Genomic DNA, 19,566 nt, shown 5'->3' on the forward strand with positions numbered 1-19,566 from the left:
AGCGAACAGGAATGTCCCACACCCCGCATGAACTGGCCGAAGAGTTTCCGGAAAAAGTCGAACTGATGAGCCAGCTCAAGCAATCGGATGCGCATTTCGCCCGGCTGGCGGATGAGTATCACGAGGTAAACCGCGTCGTGCACCGCGCGGAAACCAACATTGAACCGATGGAAGATCTGGCCGAAGGCGAGCTGCGCAAGAAGCGTGCCGCGCTGAAAGATGAGATCTGGTCGATCCTGTCTAAGGTCTAAAACATAAGCGCGGGGGCTATGCCCCCGTCGCGGTGGACCGCATATTCCCCGAGGCATTTTCCGGCCGGATGAAGATCAGGTGACTTCATAGGGCAGGGTGCCGCGAGTATGGGCGTCAATTGACAGGCGGCGTTCCAGAGGCGGGACCGAGCGTTGGTGGCAGTTTTGCCGCTCGCAGATGCGGCAGGAAATGCCGATGGGTTCGTAGGCGCTTGCGTTGTTAATGTCGAGGTTGTCGGCGTAGACCAGCGCTTCGGCGTGGCGGATCTCGCACCCTAGGGCGATGGCATAGCGGCGCACGGGCGCGCCGAAGGAGCCGCCCGATTTCGACACATCCCTTGCCAATGAGATATAGCGGACACCATCCGGTGTTTCCGCCAGTTGCCGCAGGAAATGGCCGGGTGTTTCAAAGGCACGGTGGACGTTCCACAGGGGGCAGGCGCCGCCGAACCGGGCGAATTGCAGGCGCGTGGCCGAGTGGCGCTTGGTGATGGTTCCGGCCTGATCGACGCGCACAAAGAAGAACGGGATACCCTTGGCTCCGGGGCGCTGGAGTGTCGAGAGCCTGTGCGCCACTTGCTCGATTGACGAACCGAACCGGTTGCTGAGCAATTCCAGATCATGGCGGTATTCCTGTGCGGCGGCCAGAAATGCGTCATAGGGCATCAGTGAAGCCCCGGCGAAATAGTTGGCCAGACCAATCTTGGCGATGGCGCGGGCCTCGTCGCTTTGGAACTTGGCGAAGTCCAGCGTCGCGTCGAGCAGCTTGTCCTGGCTGATCAGCGCCACCTGCAGCAGCAGTTGAAACACCTGTGTTTGCGGTGCAGTTCGGGATGAGAGCTGCAGCGTTTTGCTGTCGGCATCGTATTTCCGGGTCTCGGGAATATGCACGAACTGCACCCGAATGCCGCGCTCGCCAAGGCTGTTGATGGCTGCGGCGCGGATGCCGCCTGCCTCTTCGGCACGGGTTGAAAACCGCTCGGCGGCGCGGTCGACTGCGTCGATGTAGTTGTCGCAATAGTGGAAGAAATCGCGCACTTCTTCCCACGGGCTGGCCTGAATTTGCGCGTCTTCACGGCCCAAAGCCTCGTCCAGAGAGGCCAGCCGTTCGTGGGTTTGGCGATAGGTTCTGTGCAGAGCGATGAATGCACGGGCCAGAGCGGGGGCGTTTGAGGCAGTGAGGCGTAGATCGGCCAGCGGTGGCATGTCGTCGAACACCGGATCAGCCAGCGCCTCTCGCATGTCCGAGACCAGACGCTCGCTGTCTCCGGTGCTCAGTTCGGTCACGTCCATGCCGAATTCCTGCGCCAGCGCCAGAACAACCGTAGTCGAGATCGGACGGTTGTTGTTCTCCATCTGGTTCAGATAGGGCAGAGAAACGCCAAGTTTTGTGGCAAACTCTTTTTGCGTCAGGGTAAGGCGCGTGCGCATTTCGCGCAGTTTCGCACCGGCATAAAGCTTTTGGGTGGCCATGGCGTGCCTTTGCAACTTTTCTGTTGTCGCAAGCTAACTTTGCAAACCAGTCGGCGCAAGCGGTGTTACAGGCCCAACTGCCTTTCGCGGTGAATGACCGAAACGATGGCGCAGATCGCCAGCGCGGATGTTGCCAGCATCAGCCAAAGCAGTGGCATCGCACCGGTTTCGTGGGTCAGAAGGGCTCCTGCCAGGGCGCTTAGGCCAGCGCCGCCGCCCAGCATGATCGCGCCACTCAGTCCCGAAGCGGTTGCGGCAAGATGGGGGCGTACGGACAGGGCGCCCGAAGTGGCATTGGGGATTGTCATGCCGTTTCCGATCCCCACAAAGGTCATGAAGCCGAAGAAGCTGAGCGCTGTTCCAAAGCCAGCCAGAAACAGGATGGCTGACAGGGCGACGCCGATTGCGTTCAGCCAGCATCCCCAGAGCACCATCCGGTTGACGCCAAAACGGATCGAATAGCGCCCGCTGAAGAAATTGCCGAAGAAATACCCAATCGCCGGCGCGCCGAAATAGATTCCGACCTGCGCGGCGCTGAGGCCAAAGAGTTCAGTGCCGATAAAGGGGGCTCCGCCCAGATAGGCAAAGAATGCGCCAGAGGAGAGGGCGGACGACAGCGAATAGCCCCAGAACCGGGGTGAGCGCAGCAATTCCGGATATTCGCGGAACTGCTGTATCAGCGTTTTGCCGCTTTTGGCCGAGGTTTCGCCAAAGTCGACATAGGTCAGCGCCAGTGTCATTACACCCAATGCAAAGGGCAGCCAGAAATTGGCCTTCCAACCAAAGCTCTCTTCCAGCAGACCGCCAATCGCCGGACCAATCATGGGCACAACTGCCATGCCCATTGTGACATAGCCTATCATTGAGGCTGCTTGATCCTGATCATACAGATCGCGCACCGCCGCCCGGCTGAGCACCATGCCGACGACCACGATGGCCTGGCACATCCGGAAGGCCAGAAAAACTTCGATACTCGGGGCGAAGATGCAGCCCAGAGTTGCGATCAAGAACAACGCCAGCCCCCACAGCATGACGGGCCGACGCCCGGCCTTATCCGCGATGGGGCCGATCAGGATTTGCAGTATCGCATTGACCAGAAGGTACAGCGCAATTGACAACTGCATCACCTTGTAGTCGGCCTGAAAATGTATCGCCATGTTCGGCAGGCTGGGCAGGAACAGGTTCAGGCTGAGCGCGGACAGCCCAGAAAGCAAAACCAACGTCGATATCGTAGGGGGCGAGCGGTGCGCCCGAGATGAACTGAACTGCATGGTTCACATGTATAGTGACCGTTTCAGGGAATGCTATCCAAGACTGCGTCTCACTGTAAAACTTAGCAAATTTACAGTTTTCCATAAGTTTGTTGCGGTAACTTTGCAAATTTGCCGAAAGATGCTTTGGGCCTGAAGCGTATGCGTATAGTGTCGCGCGAAATCTCACAGGGAATGAGCGCCATGAAAGATATCCTTACCGAGCTTGAAGACCGCCGCAACGATGCCCGGCTGGGTGGTGGGCAAAAGCGTATCGACGCGCAACATGGGCGTGGCAAGCTGACCGCGCGCGAGCGAATCGAACTGCTGCTGGATGAAGGCAGCTTTGAAGAGTTCGACATGTTCGTCAGCCACCGCTGTACAGATTTCGGGATGGAAAAACAAAAGACTGCGGGCGATGGCGTGGTTACTGGCTGGGGTACAATCAATGGCCGCATGGTCTATGTGTTCAGTCAGGATTTCACCGTGTTCGGCGGCTCGCTGTCAGAAACTCATGCGCAGAAGATCTGTAAGATCATGGATATGGCGATCCAGAATGGTGCGCCGGTGATCGGAATCAACGACTCGGGCGGCGCGCGAATCCAAGAAGGCGTGGCTTCGCTGGCGGGATATGCCGAGGTGTTTCAGCGCAACATCATGGCTTCGGGCGTGGTGCCACAGATCAGCGTGATTATGGGGCCATGTGCGGGTGGCGCGGTGTATAGCCCGGCGATGACCGACTTTATTTTCATGGTCAAAGACACCTCCTACATGTTCGTGACCGGCCCTGATGTCGTGAAGACCGTCACCAACGAGGTCGTTACGGCCGAGGAACTGGGTGGTGCTTCGACCCATACCAGGAAGTCCTCGGTCGCGGATGGCGCGTTTGAAAACGATGTCGAGGCGATGGCCGAAGTGCGCCGCCTGGTCGACTTCCTGCCGCTCAACAACCGCGAGAAACCTCCGGTGCGTCCGTTCTTTGACAGCCCGGAGCGGATCGAGACCTCGTTGGACACGCTGATCCCCGACAACCCGAACACGCCCTACGATATGAAAGAACTCATCACCAAAGTTGCGGATGAGGGCGATTTTTACGAGATTCAGGAAGACTACGCCAAAAACATCATCACCGGTTTCATCCGGCTTGAAGGGCAGACCGTCGGTGTCGTGGCTAACCAGCCTATGGTTCTGGCCGGGTGTCTGGATATTGACAGCTCGCGCAAGGCGGCACGGTTTGTGCGCTTCTGCGACTGTTTCGAGATTCCAATCCTGACGCTGGTGGACGTGCCGGGCTTCCTGCCGGGCACCTCGCAGGAATATGGTGGTGTGATCAAACACGGTGCCAAGCTGCTGTTCGCCTATGGTGAAGCGACCGTCCCGAAAGTCACCGTGATCACCCGCAAGGCTTATGGTGGTGCCTATGATGTTATGGCCTCTAAGCACCTGCGTGGCGATTTCAACTATGCGTGGCCCACCGCCGAGATTGCGGTGATGGGCGCCAAGGGCGCTACCGAGATCATTCACCGCGCCGACCTGGGAGATGCGGAAAAGATCGCGCAGCACACGCAGGATTACGAGAACCGGTTCGCCAACCCCTTTGTCGCCGCCGAACGTGGCTTCATCGACGAGGTGATCATGCCGCAATCCACCCGCCGCCGTGTGTCCCGTGCGTTTGCCAGCCTGCGCAACAAGCAGCTGAAGAACCCGTGGAAAAAACACGACAATATCCCCTTGTAAGGGGGTGTCCAAAGGAACCGCCTGCCGGGGGCCACTCCGTCGGCGGATCATGACGTAACTGTCGAGCGGAAGTTTGACTTTGAGACTAAAGCTGATAGATGACTGACCCCATCAGACATAGAACAGCGCGGGCCACAAGCCATGCGCGCGCGACCCCGGAGAGAGGAGCCCGCGTCAACCGGGGCTGGGGTCGCGCCTTTATTCTGATGCTTCTGGGGTGGTCATCTTCCGCTGTCGCGCAGTCCGAAAACCCGTTGCCGGTTCCGTCGGGACAGCCCGTGCATCTGAGCGATGTGCTGCTGGACAACACCCCGGGCGAGCTATGGGTCAGGTTCCGTTTTGTGGCGCCCAAGATCGGTTACACCGCTGGACGAATCGGCTATGACGTGGCCTCGAATGACATGGAACACCTGTGCCAGACCCTAGCGGTTGCCTATGTGGCGCACCATGAGCTTGATCCGGCGCGTGTCGTGATCTCGTTGTCTGACCGGCCTGTCGAATTCGGCCGATCCACGCCTGACGCCACGCAGTTTTTTGAAGCCTATCGGTTGGAGCAATCCCAATGTATCTGGGAGGGGCTCTGACCATGAAACCCCGTATTCACCACCTCAGAGCGTTTCTGAAAACCAATGCGGCTTTGGAGGTGCGCGATATGATCCCGTCTGCTTTTGGGGGCGATTCTGTTTCCCTAATCTCAGTGAACAGTGAGGTGCCAGAATGCTGAAGCACCGCGGTTTTCCCGGGCGTCTTCCGGGGACGGATTTTCAGTTCACCATTCGCCGCGCGAACCCCAAAGGGGTCACGCCGATAACACGGCGCGAGCGGTTCCGTGATCGCAAACCGGCCGACCGTCGTGCGGATGCCGCATTCATGGAAGCGCTGTGGCAGACCTTCGGGGATCAGCCATTCGAGCGTGGCAATCTGGACGCCGGCCGCCTGAGTTGGCTGTTCGAGCGCGAAGTGATCCCGGCCGAAGACCCGTTTGATCCGGCCAGCTATGACGCTTTACTGGTCATTGATGTGGACGCAGCGCGGATGTCGTTCCCCGATATCTTCGACGGGGTGCGCTGAACCGTGCAGGCCGCTGTCGCACATATCCATCCGGGGGCCCCTTCGGAGAAAACCCTGCCCGGTTGCGGGCAGGGCGGTTCTGTGCGTTCAGAAATTCAGCTGCGCGGCGACCTGAACACGATTGCCGTCAAACGTCCGGCCCGTGGGTTCGTCGTTCCGCTCGCCATAGATGTACTCGGCGCTCAGCGTCAGGTTCTCGGTGGCCTGATAGAAGGCGTTGACGTGGATCGTCTCCAACTCGGTAAAAGACAATGTGCCGGTCGAGGTCGGCAAGTCATAGTCTTCCTTGCCGTAAGCGATGCCGACATTCCACTTTTCTCCCAGGTCCTGACGGAACTCGATGGTGTAACCGTCCACGTCGTTGGCCTGACCACCAACAACAGCATCACCAAGGCCGATCAGATAGGGGCCAAGGGCCTCTCCGTTGACATAGTTGACCTGAAACAGCCCGCCTTGCCACGGACGCACCGATCCGGACAGGGTAAAGCCGGTTTGGTCCACCTCGACACCACCGCCTTCGGCTTTGCCATAGAGGGCTGCCGCGCGGGCGATATAGGTGCCGTCGTTATACTCCGCCGCGGCGGTCAGCACCGGATCATCCGAGTTCGACCCGCTGACGTTTTCTTCGACCGAAACGGCGAAGGACGTGTTGGTCCCGAAACTGTTGGTGTAGCGGACCTGCGGAACACGGGCGAAGGCGATTCCAACGGGGCCGTTGAATTCGACCGAGGTCGGATAGGTGTCCAGCGGCTGGAAGTTGGTCCAGTACTGGCCGATCAGCCAATTGTCTCCGACTCGGATATTGGCATGGCGCAATCGAAATTCCGCGGTGCCGTTCGACGCAAAAAGGTCAACCTCCAGTTGACCGCCTATGTCACCAATGGCGCTGGGTGTGGTCGTAAGCAAACCGATCCGCGATTGGCGTACGGTGGCGCCAAAGGTGCCGTCAGTGGCTGCCGAGGGCTCACCGATGACGTTCACGAAGGCGGTGTCGCCCTGGTCGAACTCGAAGTCATAGAAGAAGTCGGCTTTGACATAGCCGTAGACGTCCAGAGTGGTGTTGCCGATCCTGAATTCTCCGGGGGTGGTGCCCGGTCCTGTGGATTCCAGCGCTTCGATCCGGGCGCGCAACGCATCCAGTTCAGCCTGGGTTTCGGCATCTTGGGCAAAGGCCAGCGTGCCGGTCACGCTAAGAGCAGAGGCAGCAAGCAGGAATGCCTTTTTTCTCTTTATAATCATTTGGGTGTTCCCTTGTGTGCAGAAGTGCACGGCCAGAGTTCCACTCAAATGTCAGTGTGGGAAATCACGAGAATGGGACGGGATCGGCGCGATTTCTCAAGCAAAATTGTGGGAAGGTTCGCGAGTTTTCACGGCTGGGTGAACAGATCAGTTAACCTTGTGACTGTGAACGGGGATTTGCAGCGATGGACGGCGCCAGGCCGTGATGATGCACGTGCAGAAACATGTGTCGATGGTGAGCTTTGTAACACCAATGTGACTGTGCGGGCGGCCGGTTTCGCGCACCTGATCGTGCAGCGTTTCGGCGCAAATTTGCGCGGGAATTCGCCGTATGGGCGAATTCCAGCCGGAATCTCTCTTGGAAACAATACATTGTTTGCGGCCTTAATTGTGCCGTGCAATGTGAATGGGCCGTGCGGCTCTACTTTGCCTGCGCCGCACAAGCACCTACTATTCCGTACCCCTTCCTTCCGCGGGCAGGTTTGTGAAGCTCACAATACCTTGCCCGCGTTTTTCTTTATGCGCGCATTGCGTTTAAAGCGGCATAAATCTGCGCAAAACGCAGATTTGCGGGGGTTGTTATTGAATATCAGCCCGCTCTTAAGCCATCAGCGCCGCGACGCATCAAGAAACCAAAAGGGGCAGAGCGTATGCGAATCTCAAAAATCATCCTTGCCGTGGCGACCTGCGCGGGGCTTGCGGCCTGTGGCGACTCGTTCGGCGAGCAGGCCTTGCTTGGCGGCGGCGCAGGGGCGCTGGGTTCCGCGGTCCTGGGCGCCGATCCTTTCGTTGGCGCTGCGGTCGGTGCCGCGGGCAACGTGCTTTACTGCAAGACGCAAAAGAACTGCTACTAATTTAAACTACGGGGCGCCCGTCGCCCCGACCGTCATCGCGCAACACGCCGTCGTGGGGTTCAAGCCCCGTGGCGGCGTTTTGCGTTTCCAGAACACCAAGACAAAGGACGTTCCATGTTCAACAAGATCCTGATCGCCAACAGGGGCGAGATCGCTTGCCGGGTCATCAAGACCGCTCGTAAAATGGGCATTGGCACCGTTGCCATTTTCTCGGACGCGGACAAAAACGCGTTGCACGTGTCGATGGCGGATGAGGCTGTTCACATCGGTCCGCCGCCCGCGAACCAGTCCTATATTGTGATCGACAAGGTGATGGACGCCATCCGCCAAAGCGGCGCGCAGGCGGTTCATCCCGGCTATGGCTTCCTGTCCGAAAACTCGAAATTCGCCGAGGCGCTGGAAGCCGAAGGTGTGGCCTTTGTCGGTCCTCCGGTCGGTGCGATTGAAAGCATGGGTGACAAGATCACCTCGAAGAAAATCGCGCAGGATGCGGGCGTTTCGACCGTTCCCGGTTACATGGGCCTGATCGAAGACGCCGATGAAGCGGTCAAGATCAGTCAGGAAGTCGGCTATCCCGTCATGATCAAGGCCAGCGCAGGTGGCGGTGGTAAAGGTATGCGGATCGCGTGGAACGATGAGGAAGCGCGTGAAGGCTTCCAGTCGTCCAAGAACGAGGCCGCGAACTCCTTCGGTGATGACCGCATTTTTATCGAGAAATTCGTGACGCAACCGCGACACATCGAAATTCAGGTCCTTTGCGACAGCCACGGCAACGGGATTTACCTGGGTGAACGCGAATGCTCGATCCAGCGCCGCAACCAGAAAGTGGTGGAAGAGGCCCCGTCGCCTTTCCTTGATCCCGAAACCCGCAAGGCGATGGGTGAACAGGCCGTGGCCCTGGCCAAGGCTGTGAACTATGCCAGCGCCGGTACGGTGGAGTTCATCGTCGATGGCGAAAAGAACTTCTACTTCCTCGAAATGAACACCCGCTTGCAGGTGGAGCATCCGGTGACCGAGCTGATCACTGGCGTCGATCTGGTCGAACAGATGATCCGCGTGGCTGCCGGTGAGAAGCTGTCGATCACGCAAGACAACGTGACCCTGACCGGCTGGGCCATTGAAAACCGTCTGTATGCCGAAGACCCGTATCGCGGCTTCTTGCCGTCGATTGGCCGACTTACCCGATATCGCCCGCCACAGGAAACCGCCGCCGGCCCGTTGTTGGTTAACGGCAAGTGGCAGGGTGACGCTCCCGAGGGCGAAACCGCCGTGCGCAATGATACCGGCGTCTATGAAGGCGGCGAGATCAGCATGTATTATGACCCGATGATCGCCAAACTCTGCACATGGGCGCCCACCCGTGAACAGGCAATTGAAGCGATGCGCGTAGCGCTGGACAGTTTCGAGGTCGAAGGCATCGGCCACAACCTGCCGTTCCTGTCCGCCGTGATGGACCATCCGAAATTCGTCAGCGGTGACATGACCACGGCGTTCATTGCCGAGGAATACCCGGACGGATTCGAAGGCGTTCAACTGTCTGCAGTTGATCTGCGTAGGATCGCGGCGTCCTGCGCGGCGATGTATCGTGTGGCCGAGATCCGCCGCACGCGTGTTTCGGGTCGAATGGACAACCACGAACGTAAGGTCGGCAAACGCTGGAACGTGGCGTTGCAAGGGCAGGAGTTCGACGTCAAGGTCAAGGCCGACAAGGAAGGCGCGACCGTCAAGTTCGCCGACGGTGAAAGCTTGCGCGTCGTGTCGGATTGGACACCGGGCGATCAGCTTGCTGTCGTGGACGTTGATGGCAGCCCTCTGGTCATGAAGGTTGGAAAAATCTCGGGCGGGTTCCGTATTCGCAACCGGGGCGCGGATCTGAAGGTGCATGTGCGCCGTCCACATCAGGCCGCGCTGGCCAAGCTGATGCCCGAAAAACTGCCGCCCGATACCTCGAAAATGCTGCTCTGCCCGATGCCCGGCCTGATCGTGAAGATTAACGTCGAAGTGGGGCAGGAGGTGCAGGAAGGTCAGGCACTTTGCACCGTCGAGGCGATGAAGATGGAGAACATCCTGCGCGCCGAGAAAAAGGGCACCGTCGCCAAGATCAATGCTGGCCCCGGCGACAGCCTCGCCGTGGATGATGTGATCATCGAGTTCGAATGATCATGACTGCGCTTTTGCTATATCGCACTCGGTCACCGGCGCTTCGCGTCGGTGGCTTGGCGCGTGGCGAAGGCGCTCAGCCGCCCTCGCGCCGTTCGCGGATCTCGCGTTGGCGCAGGGGGGTCTTGTCGATGGACCGGCCGATTTCGCGCACGCTCCATGGGGACGGTTTGCGCAGTTTGACGACGCCATCCTTGTCGACAAATACCATCTGGAATCCCCGTGGCCGCAATTGTGATCGGATCGGTGATCGCGCTGAAGGGTCGGTGTCGGTCAGTACAACCACGTCGCGGTCTCGCATGGCTGCTTCGCCCTCGACCAGCATGTCGATCTGTTGCTGGAACCGCGGGTCGGCGGGCGTGTCGGCGAATACGACGATGGGCCGACTAACCCAGAGAAACTCACTGAGTTCGCTATCACCTGTGGGGCGGACGAATTCGTCCTCTACCGGTGCAGACCCGTCGGCGGCCATCGCGGCCAACGGGAATAGTGCCGAGAAAACAAGGGCAAGCGTTCGTGTCATGGGGCCTCCTGTTGAATTGAATATAGCCTCTGCGCCGACGAATGCGACCGGCGAATTGCACCAAACGTTCAAAATCTTGCGTTTGATCGCGGCTGGGTTGGCCGCCCCGAAGATCACATCGCGTGGGGCCTGCCCTGCCGCGACCCGAATTGAGAAAAGGATATCGCTATGACCGATACGAAAGACTGGCAGGCGCTGGCCGAAAAAGAGCTGCGCGGTCGTCCACTGGAAGACCTGACCAGGGACACGCTGGAAGGCATCGACGTCAAACCGCTTTATACGCAGGACGATACCGCCGACCTGCCACATATGGGGTCGCTGCCCGGCTTCGGGCCGTTCACGCGCGGGGTGAAGGCGACGATGTATGCAGGGCGTCCCTGGACGATCCGTCAGTATGCGGGGTTTTCAACTGCTGAGGAATCGAACGCCTTCTACCGCCGGAACCTCGCAGCTGGTCAGCAGGGCGTTTCGGTCGCCTTCGATCTGGCGACGCACCGTGGGTACGACAGTGACCACCCGCGCGTTGTCGGCGATGTCGGTAAGGCCGGTGTGGCCATCGACAGTGTCGAAGATATGAAGATCCTGTTCGACGGCATCCCGCTGGACAAGGTCTCGGTCTCGATGACGATGAATGGCGCGGTGATTCCGATCCTGGCGAATTTCATCGTGGCGGGCGAAGAACAGGGGCATGACAAGTCGGTTCTGTCCGGCACCATTCAGAATGACATTCTGAAAGAGTTCATGGTCCGTAACACCTATATCTACCCGCCTGAGCCGTCGATGAAGATCATCTCGGACATTATCGAGTTTACCTCGAACGAAATGCCGAAGTTCAATTCGATCTCGATCTCGGGCTATCACATGCAAGAGGCCGGGGCGAACCTGGTGCAGGAGCTGGCCTATACGCTGGCTGATGGCCGGGAATATGTACGCGCCGCGACCGAGGCCGGAATGGACGTGGACAAGTTCGCAGGTCGTTTGTCCTTCTTCTTTGCCATCGGCATGAACTTTTTCATGGAGATCGCCAAGCTGCGTGCGGCCCGTACCTTGTGGCACCGGGTGATGACCGACTTTGGCGCAAAATCTGAACGGTCCAAGATGCTGCGGACCCACTGCCAGACTTCGGGCGTGTCGCTGCAGGAACAGGACCCCTATAACAATGTCATCCGCACCGCCTATGAGGCGATGAGCGCGGTTTTGGGAGGCACCCAGTCTTTGCACACCAACGCGCTGGACGAGGCGATTGCCCTGCCCACCGATTTCTCGGCCCGCATTGCGCGCAACACGCAGTTGGTGCTGCAGGAAGAGACCGGCGTGACCGATGTGGTCGATCCGCTGGCGGGGTCTTACTACATCGAAAGCCTGACCAACGAGCTGATCGAAAAAGCCTGGGACCTGATGCAAGAAGTAGAAGAGATGGGCGGCATGACCAAGGCTGTCGCCTCGGGTATGCCCAAGCTGCGGATCGAGGAAAGCGCAGCCCGTCGTCAGGCGATGATCGACAGGGGCGACGAGGTGATCGTTGGCGTCAACAAGTACCGCAAGGAACAGGAAGACCCGATCGACATCTTGGACGTCGACAACGTCGCCGTGCGAGAAGCGCAGGTCGCGCGACTGGAACGCATACGCGCGACCCGCGATGAGGCCGCGTGCCAACAGGCGTTGGGCGCCTTGACCGAGGCCGCCCAACAGGGCGGAAACCTGCTGGCTGCCGCGGTCGAGGCCGCCCGTGCCCGCGCATCCGTAGGAGAGATCAGCATGGCAATGGAAAAAGAGTTCGGTCGTCACCGCGCCGAGGTGAAGACATTGGCCGGTGTCTACGGCGCCGCCTACGAGGGCGACGAAGGCTTTGCCGCGATCCAGAAATCCATCGAAAATTTTGCCGAGGTGGAAGGTCGTCGCCCCCGCCTCTTGGTGGTCAAGATGGGGCAGGACGGGCACGATCGGGGCGCCAAAGTGATCGCCACCGCCTTTGCGGATATTGGCTTTGACGTGGACGTTGGACCTCTGTTCCAGACGCCAGCCGAAGCCGCACAGGACGCCGTGGACAATGACGTGCACGTGGTCGGGATCTCTTCGCAGGCAGCGGGGCACAAGACGCTTGCGCCACAGCTGGTCGAGGAACTCAAGAAGGCCGGGGCCGATGATATCATCGTCATTTGCGGCGGTGTGATTCCGCAGCAGGACTATCAGTTCCTCTATGACCACGGGGTCAAGGCGATCTTTGGGCCGGGTACCAATATCCCCGAGGCCGCGCAGGACATTCTGCGTCTGATTGCCGAAGCCAAAGGTTGAGCCCAACGAGATTTTTTGACGAAAAATCTTGTGATCCCGCGCCTTTGACGGAAACATGCGACCAGACCCCTCGCGGGTCTGGTCGCAATGCTTTAGGAGGCTGCACGTGTTACTAGATCATCTGGCCGTGGCGGGTGAGACGCTGGAAGCTGCATCTGCGCACATCGAAGATGCTTTGGGTGTGTCGCTGCAAGACGGTGGCAAGCACGACGTCTTTGGGACTCACAACCGTCTGTTAGGGCTGCGGGATGGGCTGTACCTGGAGGCCATCGCAATAGATCCGCAGGCGCCCAAGGTGGAACGCACACGGTGGTTCGACCTTGACCGGTTTACAGGCTCGCCGCGCCTGAGCAACTGGATTTGCCGGGTTTCGAATATTGAAGCTTCCGTGTCCATATTCCCTGATGGCGTGGGGCAGCCGATTGATTTGGCCCGTGGCGCGTTGAGGTGGCAAATGGCGGTGCCTCCCAACGGAAGGCTGCCATTCGACAACCTGTTTCCCGCCCTGATTCAATGGCACGGCGATCTGCATCCGGCGCAGATGCTGCAGGACAGCGGGTGCCGCCTTCGGCGCCTTGTGGTTTTCCACCCCGATGCGCTGGATCTGGCCCGGTTGCTGGGTGATTTGGAAACTGTGGTGTTTGACACCGGCCCCGCAGCATTGCGGGCCGAGTTCGAAACACCGCATGGCCCGCGCGTGTTGGAATGATCATTAGACCGGCGCAGATTTCGGACGCCCCCTCAATCGTTGCAATCACCAATGCGATCATTCGCGATACGCTGGTGACATTCACCACCGACGAGCGCAGCGTGGATACCATTGCCACGGACATTGCAACCCGCGGTCCTGCCTATCTGGTGGTCGAAACGGATGGACAGGTTCTGGGCTTTGCCACTTACAGTTTGTTTCGTAACGGCCCGGGCTATGCGCATTGCCGCGAGCATACAATCCAGTTGGCCCCAGAGGCGCGCGGGCAGGGCGCCGGGCGGGCCTTGATGTCCGCGCTTGAGGACGTGGCGCAGGCAGAGGGCGTGCATGTGCTGGTTGCCGGGATTTCCTCAACCAACCCGGGGGCAGTCGCGTTTCACGCTGCGCTTGGGTACACGCAGGTGGGTCTCATGCCCGAGGTCGGGTACAAATGGGGCAAATGGTTGGACCTTGTGCTGATGCAGAAAATTCTTGCGACTGACGAATAGGTTGCACCTGACAGTTGCGATTTGGGGCGCTAGGGTGCGCTCATGTCGATCTGGACTCGTATATCCGACGCGCTGAGCGCGCTTGCCCAAGGCGAAAGCCTGACGGCTGTTTTTGAGAAACTGCGCACTCCGCCCGAACGCTCGGTCGCATTTGCGATTGCCGTGATTGCGCTGGGTGCCAAGATGGCAAAGGCCGATGGTCAGGTGACACGCGACGAGGTGACAGCCTTTCGCGACGTCTTCCAGATCGCGCGTGAAGACGAGGCCGGCGCGGCACGCGTGTTCGACATGGCCCGAAGGGATGTTGCCGGCTATCAGGACTATGCCCGCAAGATTGCCCGCATGTTCGCCGATGACAGCACCACCCTCTGTGATCTGATGGAGGGGCTGTTTCACATCGCCATGGCCGACGGGTTCTATCATCCCAACGAAAACGAGTTCCTGGAAGAGGTCAGCCGCATTTTTGGCCAGTCCGAGGCGCAGTTCCTCGCCCTGCGCGCGCGATTTGTGCCTGACGCGCCCAAGGATCCTTACACGGTTCTTGGTGTGCCCCGAGACATGCCGCTGCCTGATATCCGCAAGATCTGGCGGCAATTGGTACGCGAGACGCATCCCGATGCGATGATGGCTCGCGGTGTGCCCGAGGAAGCCGTCCGTCTGGCCGAAAAGAAGATGATTGACATCAACCGCGCCTGGGACGAGATCAACGGCGCGCGGGCTTAACCGCGATGCGTCTGGCGACCTACAATATCGAATGGTTCGCCAACCTGTTCGATCGCAACGACAATCTGGTCGTCGATGACAGCTGGTCCGGCCGCCACAACGTCACCAAAGCGCAGCAGGTCGAGGCCATCGCCAAGGTTCTGACGGCGGTCGACGCAGACGCGATCCTGATCGTCGAGGCACCGAACTCTGGCAAGACGCAGGACACGATCCGCGCGTTGCAGAGCTTTGCTGAGGCATTCGATCTGCGCACCTCGCACGCGATTATGGGATTTGCAAACGACACCCATCAGGAAATTGCCCTGCTGTACGACCCCAATGCGCTGACCGCGCGGCACGATCCGGTCGCGGGCGACAGGGCGCCACGTTTTGACGGGGTGTTTCAAATCGACCTCGATATCGACGCCACCGAAGACCATGTGCATTTTTCCAAACCACCAATGGAGTTGGCGGTGCAGACCCGGGCTGGGGCGCAGGTTCGGCTGATCGGAGCGCATCTGAAATCCAAGGCACCGCACGGCGCCGGATCGCGGGACGAGGCGATCCGAATCTCGATTGCGAACCGCCGAAAGCAGCTGGCGCAGGCCGTTTGGCTGTCCCGTCGGGTAGGGGCGCATATCGCGGACGGAGAGCAGGTCATTCTGTTGGGGGATTTGAACGACGGGCCGGGGCTGGATGAGTTTGAGCATCTGTTCGGGCGGTCTTCAGTCGAGATTTTGCTGCAGGCCGGATTGTTCGATCCACACGCGAAAGGCGCGGATCCGGCCCCGTCTACAGCCCGGTTTGCCCGGGAGGGCGGCCAATTTCTCGAGGCGCTGTTGGATTACATCATGGTCAGTGAAAACCTCCGCGCCCGGCGTCCTGCCTGGCGGATATGGCACCCGCTGAAGGACGCCAGCCTCCGGGCCCTGCCGGACCTGCGACAGGCACTGCTGACGGCATCTGACCATTTCCCAGTTACGTTGGATATCGACCTCTGACCTTTCATCATGGGGCGTCACGGCCTATATTTCTGGTCATGAAACATTTTTTTCCGATCTGTGCGATAACAGCGGCTCTGGCATTGCCCGCCCATGCCGAGGAAGAAACCGGCAAATCCCTGATGGAGCAAGGCGCCGAGCTGTTTTTTGAGGGCCTGCGACAGGAAATGGAGCCGGCGCTGGATGACCTGCAAGGTTTGGTCACTCAGTTCGGTCCCTCGATGCAATCGTTCTTTGAGCAGATGGGGCCTGCTTTGACAGAGCTGGCGGGCGAGATCGAGGATTGGAGCGCCTATGAAGCGCCCGAAATCTTGCCGAACGGAGATATCATCATCCGCAAGAAACCCGAGCAAGATCAACCCGCCCCCCCTGAAAACACCGAAGAGGAAACGGACGAGGGAACGGAAATCTGATCCTTAATCCCGGATGACTACGCGGGTGTTCGACCTCAGCGCGTTTGCCAGCGACGTCAGTCGCGCCTCTGCCACTTCGTTGAACAATGGGCCTGCTGACTTCGGCAACAGCAGGTCCAACTGGTGCTTTTTGGGGTAGAGGCGCAGGGTACCCATCGGGGCATCATTCTGCATCAAGAGCATGGCACCAAAACGCATGGCCTTGCCCAGAATTTCCGCCTGTCGCTGATCCTTCTCGTCCAACAGCTCGTAAAGCGGTTCGAACCTGTTGCCCTCACGTTTGTTGCGATATCGGTGCTGCAAAGCGAGGCCGATGAAAACTCGTTCGGAGTGCTTCAACCCGCCCAGATTAGCTCGGGTGACATAGTCAAAGCAGACCTCGGCCCGATAATCGGGATGGGCGCGCCAACTGACGTCATGCAGCAAACAGGCCGCTTTGATCAGGCGCACGCGCGCCTCTGGGGCCGACTTGAACAGCGGCATGACGAAATCGAACAGGTGCCTGCCGAAGCCCGGCAGGCGGGCGTCCTTGGCCTCGGAAAACCGGCTGGCCTCGATCAGCGGGTCGCAGTCGCGTAGGGATTGCGGCATCTGTTCGTACAACAACCCTTCGCGGATGCCATAGCTTGAGATCGCAATGTCTTTCGGTTTGAACGTCCGGATCAGTCGGGCCAGCACATCCATAGCATAAGGGATCAGGGCCATGCGGGAACTGGAAACGCCAGCCAGGCTGCGCATTTCGTTCGGGTCACCTTTTTCGATGAACTTGATGGTCTGGTGAACCTGCTTGGTGGTCATGCGGTATTCGTGCAGCACGTTCAGCGGATAACCCCGGCGCAGCATGTCCAACCGGGCGAAGGCGCGCCAACTGCCGCCGACAAGGAATAAACGGTCACGTTGCTTGCCCATCTGGTCGCGCAACTCTTCCATAGTGCCTTTGATGTGGGCTTTGCGCGCTCGCCGTCCGCCCTTGATGTCACGCAGTTTCAGCGGACCCAAGGCAGAGGTTACACGGCGGCCCACGTTGCCGTCACCGATCTCGGCCAGTTCCATGGACGAACCACCGATATCGCAGATCAACCCATAGGCACCGGGCCAGCCCAGCAGCACGCCCTGCGCTGACAGCCGTGCCTCTTCCCCGCCATCAATGACCGAGACGGTCAGGCCGGTTTCTGACTTGACCTCATCGCAGAAGTCCGGCCCGTCTTTGGCCTCACGCACGGCGGCGGTGGCGACGACATGCAGCCCCGGCAAACCCAGATCGTCGGCCAGACGCCGGAACCGGCGCAGCGCGGCCAGCGCGCGTACCCGTCCGCGCGGGTTCAGACGTCCGGTCTCGGACAGCCCCGCCCCCAGCTCACACATCACCTTTTCGTTGTAGAAATAGGCCGGAGACCGCGCGGCCCCATCAAATATCACCATCCGGACAGAGTTCGATCCGACATCGACAACGCCAACACGCGACAGGGCGCGGGCTTCGGGGTTGTCAAACAGTGGCTTGCCGGAAAGCCCCCAGTCCGGAATGTCGGTATCGACGGTCTGATCCATGTCTTTTCCAGATGTTCCAATGGCAGTTTGCGAAATCACCGGGTGTGGGTCAATTGTCAGGTTCGACATCGTTTCCGTCCGAATTCAATACTCTGACTGCCAGCGTGCGCGTTATTTCGCGCTTTTCCGAGAGGGCAATTTGATCCAGTCGCGCCACGACCTCGGCGGCGGTTTCAAAGCGACGGTCCATGTGCTTGACCAGATAGGCAATGACCTCGGGGCCCGGGTTAAGCTGTCGGTCGATGAACAGCTTGGCCAGAACAGCCCCCAACAGCGCGTCGTCGGGCGGGTCAAGCGCGACATGATGCGCGCCTTCGATGCGGCTTTGCAGGTCGGGCAGCGGCAGTTGCCACAGCTTTGGGGTCAGTCGCCCGGTCATCAGCAGGGCGTGCCCCTCGGCCAGAGCCAGGTTGTGCAGGTGGAACAGCGTCTTTTGTTGGTCGGGATCGTCAGCGATCATCGGGACGTCTTCGACCGCAACCGGGGTTTGGGCCAAGGCAGGCACGTCGTCATAGCGCAGGTCGCGGGCCTGAATGATGTGCCCTCCGGTCTCGGCTGCCCAGACATGGGCCAGATGCGTCTTGCCAGCCCCGGCCGGGCCGCTGAGCACCAGTTTGTTGCCGGGCCACGAGGTTGCTGAAATCATCGCGACAGCGAGCGCATTGGCGGGTGAGACAAAGAAATCCTCGCGGCCCAGAGCGGTTTTGGCCGGCAGATCAAAGCTCAGTTGTCGGGGCATTTATTCGTCTTCCTGATTCAGCCCTTCAAGGCCGGTGTACAAACGGCTTTCCAGATAGAGAGAGGTCAGGAACCGGGCCACCACACCCAGGGCCGCAGCAACAGGCACCGCGACCAGCATACCCACAAAGCCGAACAATGCGCCGAATACCGACAAGGCCAACAACAGCCACACAGGGTGCAGGCCCACCGAGCTGCCGACCAGTTTGGGGGTCAGAAAATTGCCCTCGGTCACCTGACCCAAAGCAAAAACACCGGCGACCAGCCCGATATGAACCCAGTCCCCCCAGAACTGGAACAGCGCGAGGCCAATCGCCAGCGTGCCGCCGATCAGGGCGCCCAGGTAAGGGATGAAGGTGACCAGCCCGGCAATGAACCCGACGATCAGGCCAAATTGCAGACCAACGATCATCAGCGCCACTGCGTAGTAAGTCCCAAGAATCAGACAAACTGTCCCCATGCCGCGCACAAATGAGGCCAGAACGTCATCAATCTCACCGGCCAGACGTTTGATCGTGGGGGCGTGGTCGCGGGGCAGCAGCTCTCCGATGCGTGCGATCATGCGGTCCCAGTCCATCAACAGGTAAACCGCCACAACGGGCGCGATCACCAGCAGAACGGCAACGTTGATGGCAGAGCCCAGCGACGCAACAACCGATTGCAGCAAGTCACCGGTTTTCGATTGCAGGGTTTCGCCGATTGAGACCAGCGCCTGATGAGAGCTGGAATTGCTGTCCAGCAGAGAGGGGAATCGTTTCTCTACAAAGCCGCGCAGTTCTTTGAACAGGCTGGGGAGGACCTCGACCAGATCGATCAACTGGGTGATCAATGCAGGTACCACCATCAGGATCATCAGTACAAAGCCCAAAACGCCGACAATGGTGATGATCCCGGTTGCCGCCACGCGCGACAGGCCAAGGTTTTCCAGCCGGTCTGCGATTGGATCAAGGAAATAGGCAATTGCTCCACCGATGACGAAGGGTAGCAAAACGTCGCCAAGTGCCCACATCAGCAGCACAAATACCGCAGCGGCAACCCCCCAGTACCTGAGCTGATCCTTCACCGGCAAAGCCATGGCTGTCCCCTTGTTGTCGGCACTTGCTGGTGTTCTTCG

Annotated in this window: 19 protein-coding genes; 12 read left to right on the forward strand and 7 right to left on the reverse strand. The window is 59.5% G+C overall.

What is annotated here, in order from left to right:
• Positions 1–11: 11 nt before the first annotated feature.
• Positions 12–251: an HP1242/YdcH family protein gene (locus AC2FEE_RS02385; RefSeq protein WP_496862813.1), complete on the forward strand. Its 240-nt coding sequence runs from the start codon at positions 12–14 to the stop codon at positions 249–251.
• Between the two features lie 75 nt (positions 252–326).
• Here AC2FEE_RS02385 and AC2FEE_RS02390 read toward each other — a convergent pair whose 3' ends face one another.
• Both AC2FEE_RS02390 and AC2FEE_RS02395 read right to left on the reverse strand, forming a co-directional pair.
• A complete protein-coding gene (locus tag AC2FEE_RS02390; RefSeq protein WP_496862815.1) occupies positions 327–1,724 on the reverse strand; it encodes a helix-turn-helix domain-containing protein in 1,398 nt (465 codons plus the stop codon).
• Between the two features lie 65 nt (positions 1,725–1,789).
• On the reverse strand, positions 1,790–2,995 hold the full coding sequence (locus AC2FEE_RS02395) for a multidrug effflux MFS transporter (RefSeq protein ID WP_496862817.1): 1,206 nt from the start codon (positions 2,993–2,995) through the stop codon (positions 1,790–1,792).
• Between the two features lie 183 nt (positions 2,996–3,178).
• Here AC2FEE_RS02395 and AC2FEE_RS02400 point away from each other — a divergent pair, with 183 nt between their 5' ends.
• The 3 genes from AC2FEE_RS02400 (at position 3,179) to AC2FEE_RS02410 (ending at position 5,782) form a co-directional block, all read left to right on the forward strand.
• The gene (locus tag AC2FEE_RS02400; RefSeq protein ID WP_496862819.1) at positions 3,179–4,711 is read left to right on the forward strand and encodes an acyl-CoA carboxylase subunit beta; all 1,533 of its coding nucleotides are present in this window, start codon (positions 3,179–3,181) and stop codon (positions 4,709–4,711) included.
• 98 nt (positions 4,712–4,809) lie between these two features.
• Positions 4,810–5,295 carry a DUF6497 family protein gene (locus tag AC2FEE_RS02405; protein WP_496862821.1) on the forward strand — a complete coding sequence of 162 codons (486 nt, stop codon included), beginning with the start codon at positions 4,810–4,812 and terminating at the stop codon, positions 5,293–5,295.
• 133 nt (positions 5,296–5,428) lie between these two features.
• A complete protein-coding gene (locus AC2FEE_RS02410) occupies positions 5,429–5,782 on the forward strand; it encodes an alpha-amylase family protein (RefSeq protein ID WP_170400455.1) in 354 nt (117 codons plus the stop codon).
• An 87-nt stretch (positions 5,783–5,869) separates the two neighbouring features.
• On the opposite strand, the gene AC2FEE_RS02415 is transcribed toward AC2FEE_RS02410, so the two are convergent.
• Positions 5,870–7,021, reverse strand: a complete 1,152-nt coding sequence (locus AC2FEE_RS02415; protein WP_496862823.1) for a DcaP family trimeric outer membrane transporter — start codon at positions 7,019–7,021, stop codon at positions 5,870–5,872.
• A gap of 650 nt (positions 7,022–7,671) precedes the next feature.
• Between AC2FEE_RS02415 and AC2FEE_RS02420 the strand changes: the two genes are divergently transcribed.
• Positions 7,672–7,875: a hypothetical protein gene (locus tag AC2FEE_RS02420; protein ID WP_480590004.1), complete on the forward strand. Its 204-nt coding sequence runs from the start codon at positions 7,672–7,674 to the stop codon at positions 7,873–7,875.
• Between the two features lie 114 nt (positions 7,876–7,989).
• The gene (locus tag AC2FEE_RS02425) at positions 7,990–10,035 is read left to right on the forward strand and encodes an ATP-binding protein (protein WP_496862825.1); all 2,046 of its coding nucleotides are present in this window, start codon (positions 7,990–7,992) and stop codon (positions 10,033–10,035) included.
• A gap of 76 nt (positions 10,036–10,111) precedes the next feature.
• Here the strand turns inward: AC2FEE_RS02425 and AC2FEE_RS02430 are convergent, their stop codons facing one another.
• Positions 10,112–10,558, reverse strand: coding sequence for a DUF4174 domain-containing protein (locus AC2FEE_RS02430; RefSeq protein ID WP_496862826.1), 447 nt, complete (start codon positions 10,556–10,558; stop codon positions 10,112–10,114).
• Positions 10,559–10,726: 168 nt separating this feature from the next.
• On the opposite strand from AC2FEE_RS02430, the gene scpA reads away from it, so the two are divergent.
• From scpA to AC2FEE_RS02460, 6 genes are all read left to right on the forward strand, one after another.
• Positions 10,727–12,853, forward strand: coding sequence for a methylmalonyl-CoA mutase (scpA, locus tag AC2FEE_RS02435; protein ID WP_496862827.1), 2,127 nt, complete (start codon positions 10,727–10,729; stop codon positions 12,851–12,853).
• 106 nt (positions 12,854–12,959) lie between these two features.
• Positions 12,960–13,562: a VOC family protein gene (locus AC2FEE_RS02440; protein WP_496862828.1), complete on the forward strand. Its 603-nt coding sequence runs from the start codon at positions 12,960–12,962 to the stop codon at positions 13,560–13,562.
• On the forward strand, positions 13,559–14,050 hold the full coding sequence (locus AC2FEE_RS02445; RefSeq protein ID WP_496862829.1) for a GNAT family N-acetyltransferase: 492 nt from the start codon (positions 13,559–13,561) through the stop codon (positions 14,048–14,050). The genes AC2FEE_RS02440 and AC2FEE_RS02445 overlap by 4 nt, the downstream gene beginning before the upstream one ends.
• Before the next feature lie 42 nt (positions 14,051–14,092).
• Positions 14,093–14,773 (forward strand): TerB family tellurite resistance protein, encoded by a 681-nt coding sequence (locus AC2FEE_RS02450; RefSeq protein WP_496862830.1) that lies wholly within the window; start codon positions 14,093–14,095, stop codon positions 14,771–14,773.
• Positions 14,774–14,778: 5 nt separating this feature from the next.
• Positions 14,779–15,753 (forward strand): endonuclease/exonuclease/phosphatase family protein, encoded by a 975-nt coding sequence (locus tag AC2FEE_RS02455; RefSeq protein WP_496862831.1) that lies wholly within the window; start codon positions 14,779–14,781, stop codon positions 15,751–15,753.
• Positions 15,754–15,791: 38 nt separating this feature from the next.
• The gene (locus AC2FEE_RS02460) at positions 15,792–16,166 is read left to right on the forward strand and encodes a hypothetical protein (protein WP_496862833.1); all 375 of its coding nucleotides are present in this window, start codon (positions 15,792–15,794) and stop codon (positions 16,164–16,166) included.
• A gap of 3 nt (positions 16,167–16,169) precedes the next feature.
• On the opposite strand, the gene AC2FEE_RS02465 is transcribed toward AC2FEE_RS02460, so the two are convergent.
• From AC2FEE_RS02465 to AC2FEE_RS02475, 3 genes are read right to left on the reverse strand one after another with little or no spacing between them, the layout of a single operon-like run.
• Positions 16,170–17,714: a Ppx/GppA family phosphatase gene (locus AC2FEE_RS02465; RefSeq protein WP_496863026.1), complete on the reverse strand. Its 1,545-nt coding sequence runs from the start codon at positions 17,712–17,714 to the stop codon at positions 16,170–16,172.
• Between the two features lie 49 nt (positions 17,715–17,763).
• A complete protein-coding gene (locus tag AC2FEE_RS02470; protein ID WP_496862835.1) occupies positions 17,764–18,453 on the reverse strand; it encodes an HdaA/DnaA family protein in 690 nt (229 codons plus the stop codon).
• Positions 18,454–19,527 (reverse strand): AI-2E family transporter, encoded by a 1,074-nt coding sequence (locus AC2FEE_RS02475; protein WP_496862836.1) that lies wholly within the window; start codon positions 19,525–19,527, stop codon positions 18,454–18,456.
• Between the last annotated feature and the right edge of the window lie 39 nt (positions 19,528–19,566).

Source organism: Ruegeria sp. YTSC199 (assembly GCF_059609725.1).

Coding starts and splice junctions, on each gene's coding strand:
- AC2FEE_RS02385 (WP_496862813.1), top strand. CDS start 12: ATGTCCCACACCCCGCATGAACTGGCCGAAGAGTTTCCGGAAAAAGTC.
- AC2FEE_RS02390 (WP_496862815.1), bottom strand. CDS start 1,724: ATGGCCACCCAAAAGCTTTATGCCGGTGCGAAACTGCGCGAAATGCGC.
- AC2FEE_RS02395 (WP_496862817.1), bottom strand. CDS start 2,995: ATGCAGTTCAGTTCATCTCGGGCGCACCGCTCGCCCCCTACGATATCG.
- AC2FEE_RS02400 (WP_496862819.1), top strand. CDS start 3,179: ATGAAAGATATCCTTACCGAGCTTGAAGACCGCCGCAACGATGCCCGG.
- AC2FEE_RS02405 (WP_496862821.1), top strand. CDS start 4,810: ATGACTGACCCCATCAGACATAGAACAGCGCGGGCCACAAGCCATGCG.
- AC2FEE_RS02410 (WP_170400455.1), top strand. CDS start 5,429: ATGCTGAAGCACCGCGGTTTTCCCGGGCGTCTTCCGGGGACGGATTTT.
- AC2FEE_RS02415 (WP_496862823.1), bottom strand. CDS start 7,021: ATGATTATAAAGAGAAAAAAGGCATTCCTGCTTGCTGCCTCTGCTCTT.
- AC2FEE_RS02420 (WP_480590004.1), top strand. CDS start 7,672: ATGCGAATCTCAAAAATCATCCTTGCCGTGGCGACCTGCGCGGGGCTT.
- AC2FEE_RS02425 (WP_496862825.1), top strand. CDS start 7,990: ATGTTCAACAAGATCCTGATCGCCAACAGGGGCGAGATCGCTTGCCGG.
- AC2FEE_RS02430 (WP_496862826.1), bottom strand. CDS start 10,558: ATGACACGAACGCTTGCCCTTGTTTTCTCGGCACTATTCCCGTTGGCC.
- scpA (WP_496862827.1), top strand. CDS start 10,727: ATGACCGATACGAAAGACTGGCAGGCGCTGGCCGAAAAAGAGCTGCGC.
- AC2FEE_RS02445 (WP_496862829.1), top strand. CDS start 13,559: ATGATCATTAGACCGGCGCAGATTTCGGACGCCCCCTCAATCGTTGCA.
- AC2FEE_RS02450 (WP_496862830.1), top strand. CDS start 14,093: ATGTCGATCTGGACTCGTATATCCGACGCGCTGAGCGCGCTTGCCCAA.
- AC2FEE_RS02455 (WP_496862831.1), top strand. CDS start 14,779: ATGCGTCTGGCGACCTACAATATCGAATGGTTCGCCAACCTGTTCGAT.
- AC2FEE_RS02460 (WP_496862833.1), top strand. CDS start 15,792: ATGAAACATTTTTTTCCGATCTGTGCGATAACAGCGGCTCTGGCATTG.
- AC2FEE_RS02465 (WP_496863026.1), bottom strand. CDS start 17,714: ATGGATCAGACCGTCGATACCGACATTCCGGACTGGGGGCTTTCCGGC.
- AC2FEE_RS02470 (WP_496862835.1), bottom strand. CDS start 18,453: ATGCCCCGACAACTGAGCTTTGATCTGCCGGCCAAAACCGCTCTGGGC.
- AC2FEE_RS02475 (WP_496862836.1), bottom strand. CDS start 19,527: ATGGCTTTGCCGGTGAAGGATCAGCTCAGGTACTGGGGGGTTGCCGCT.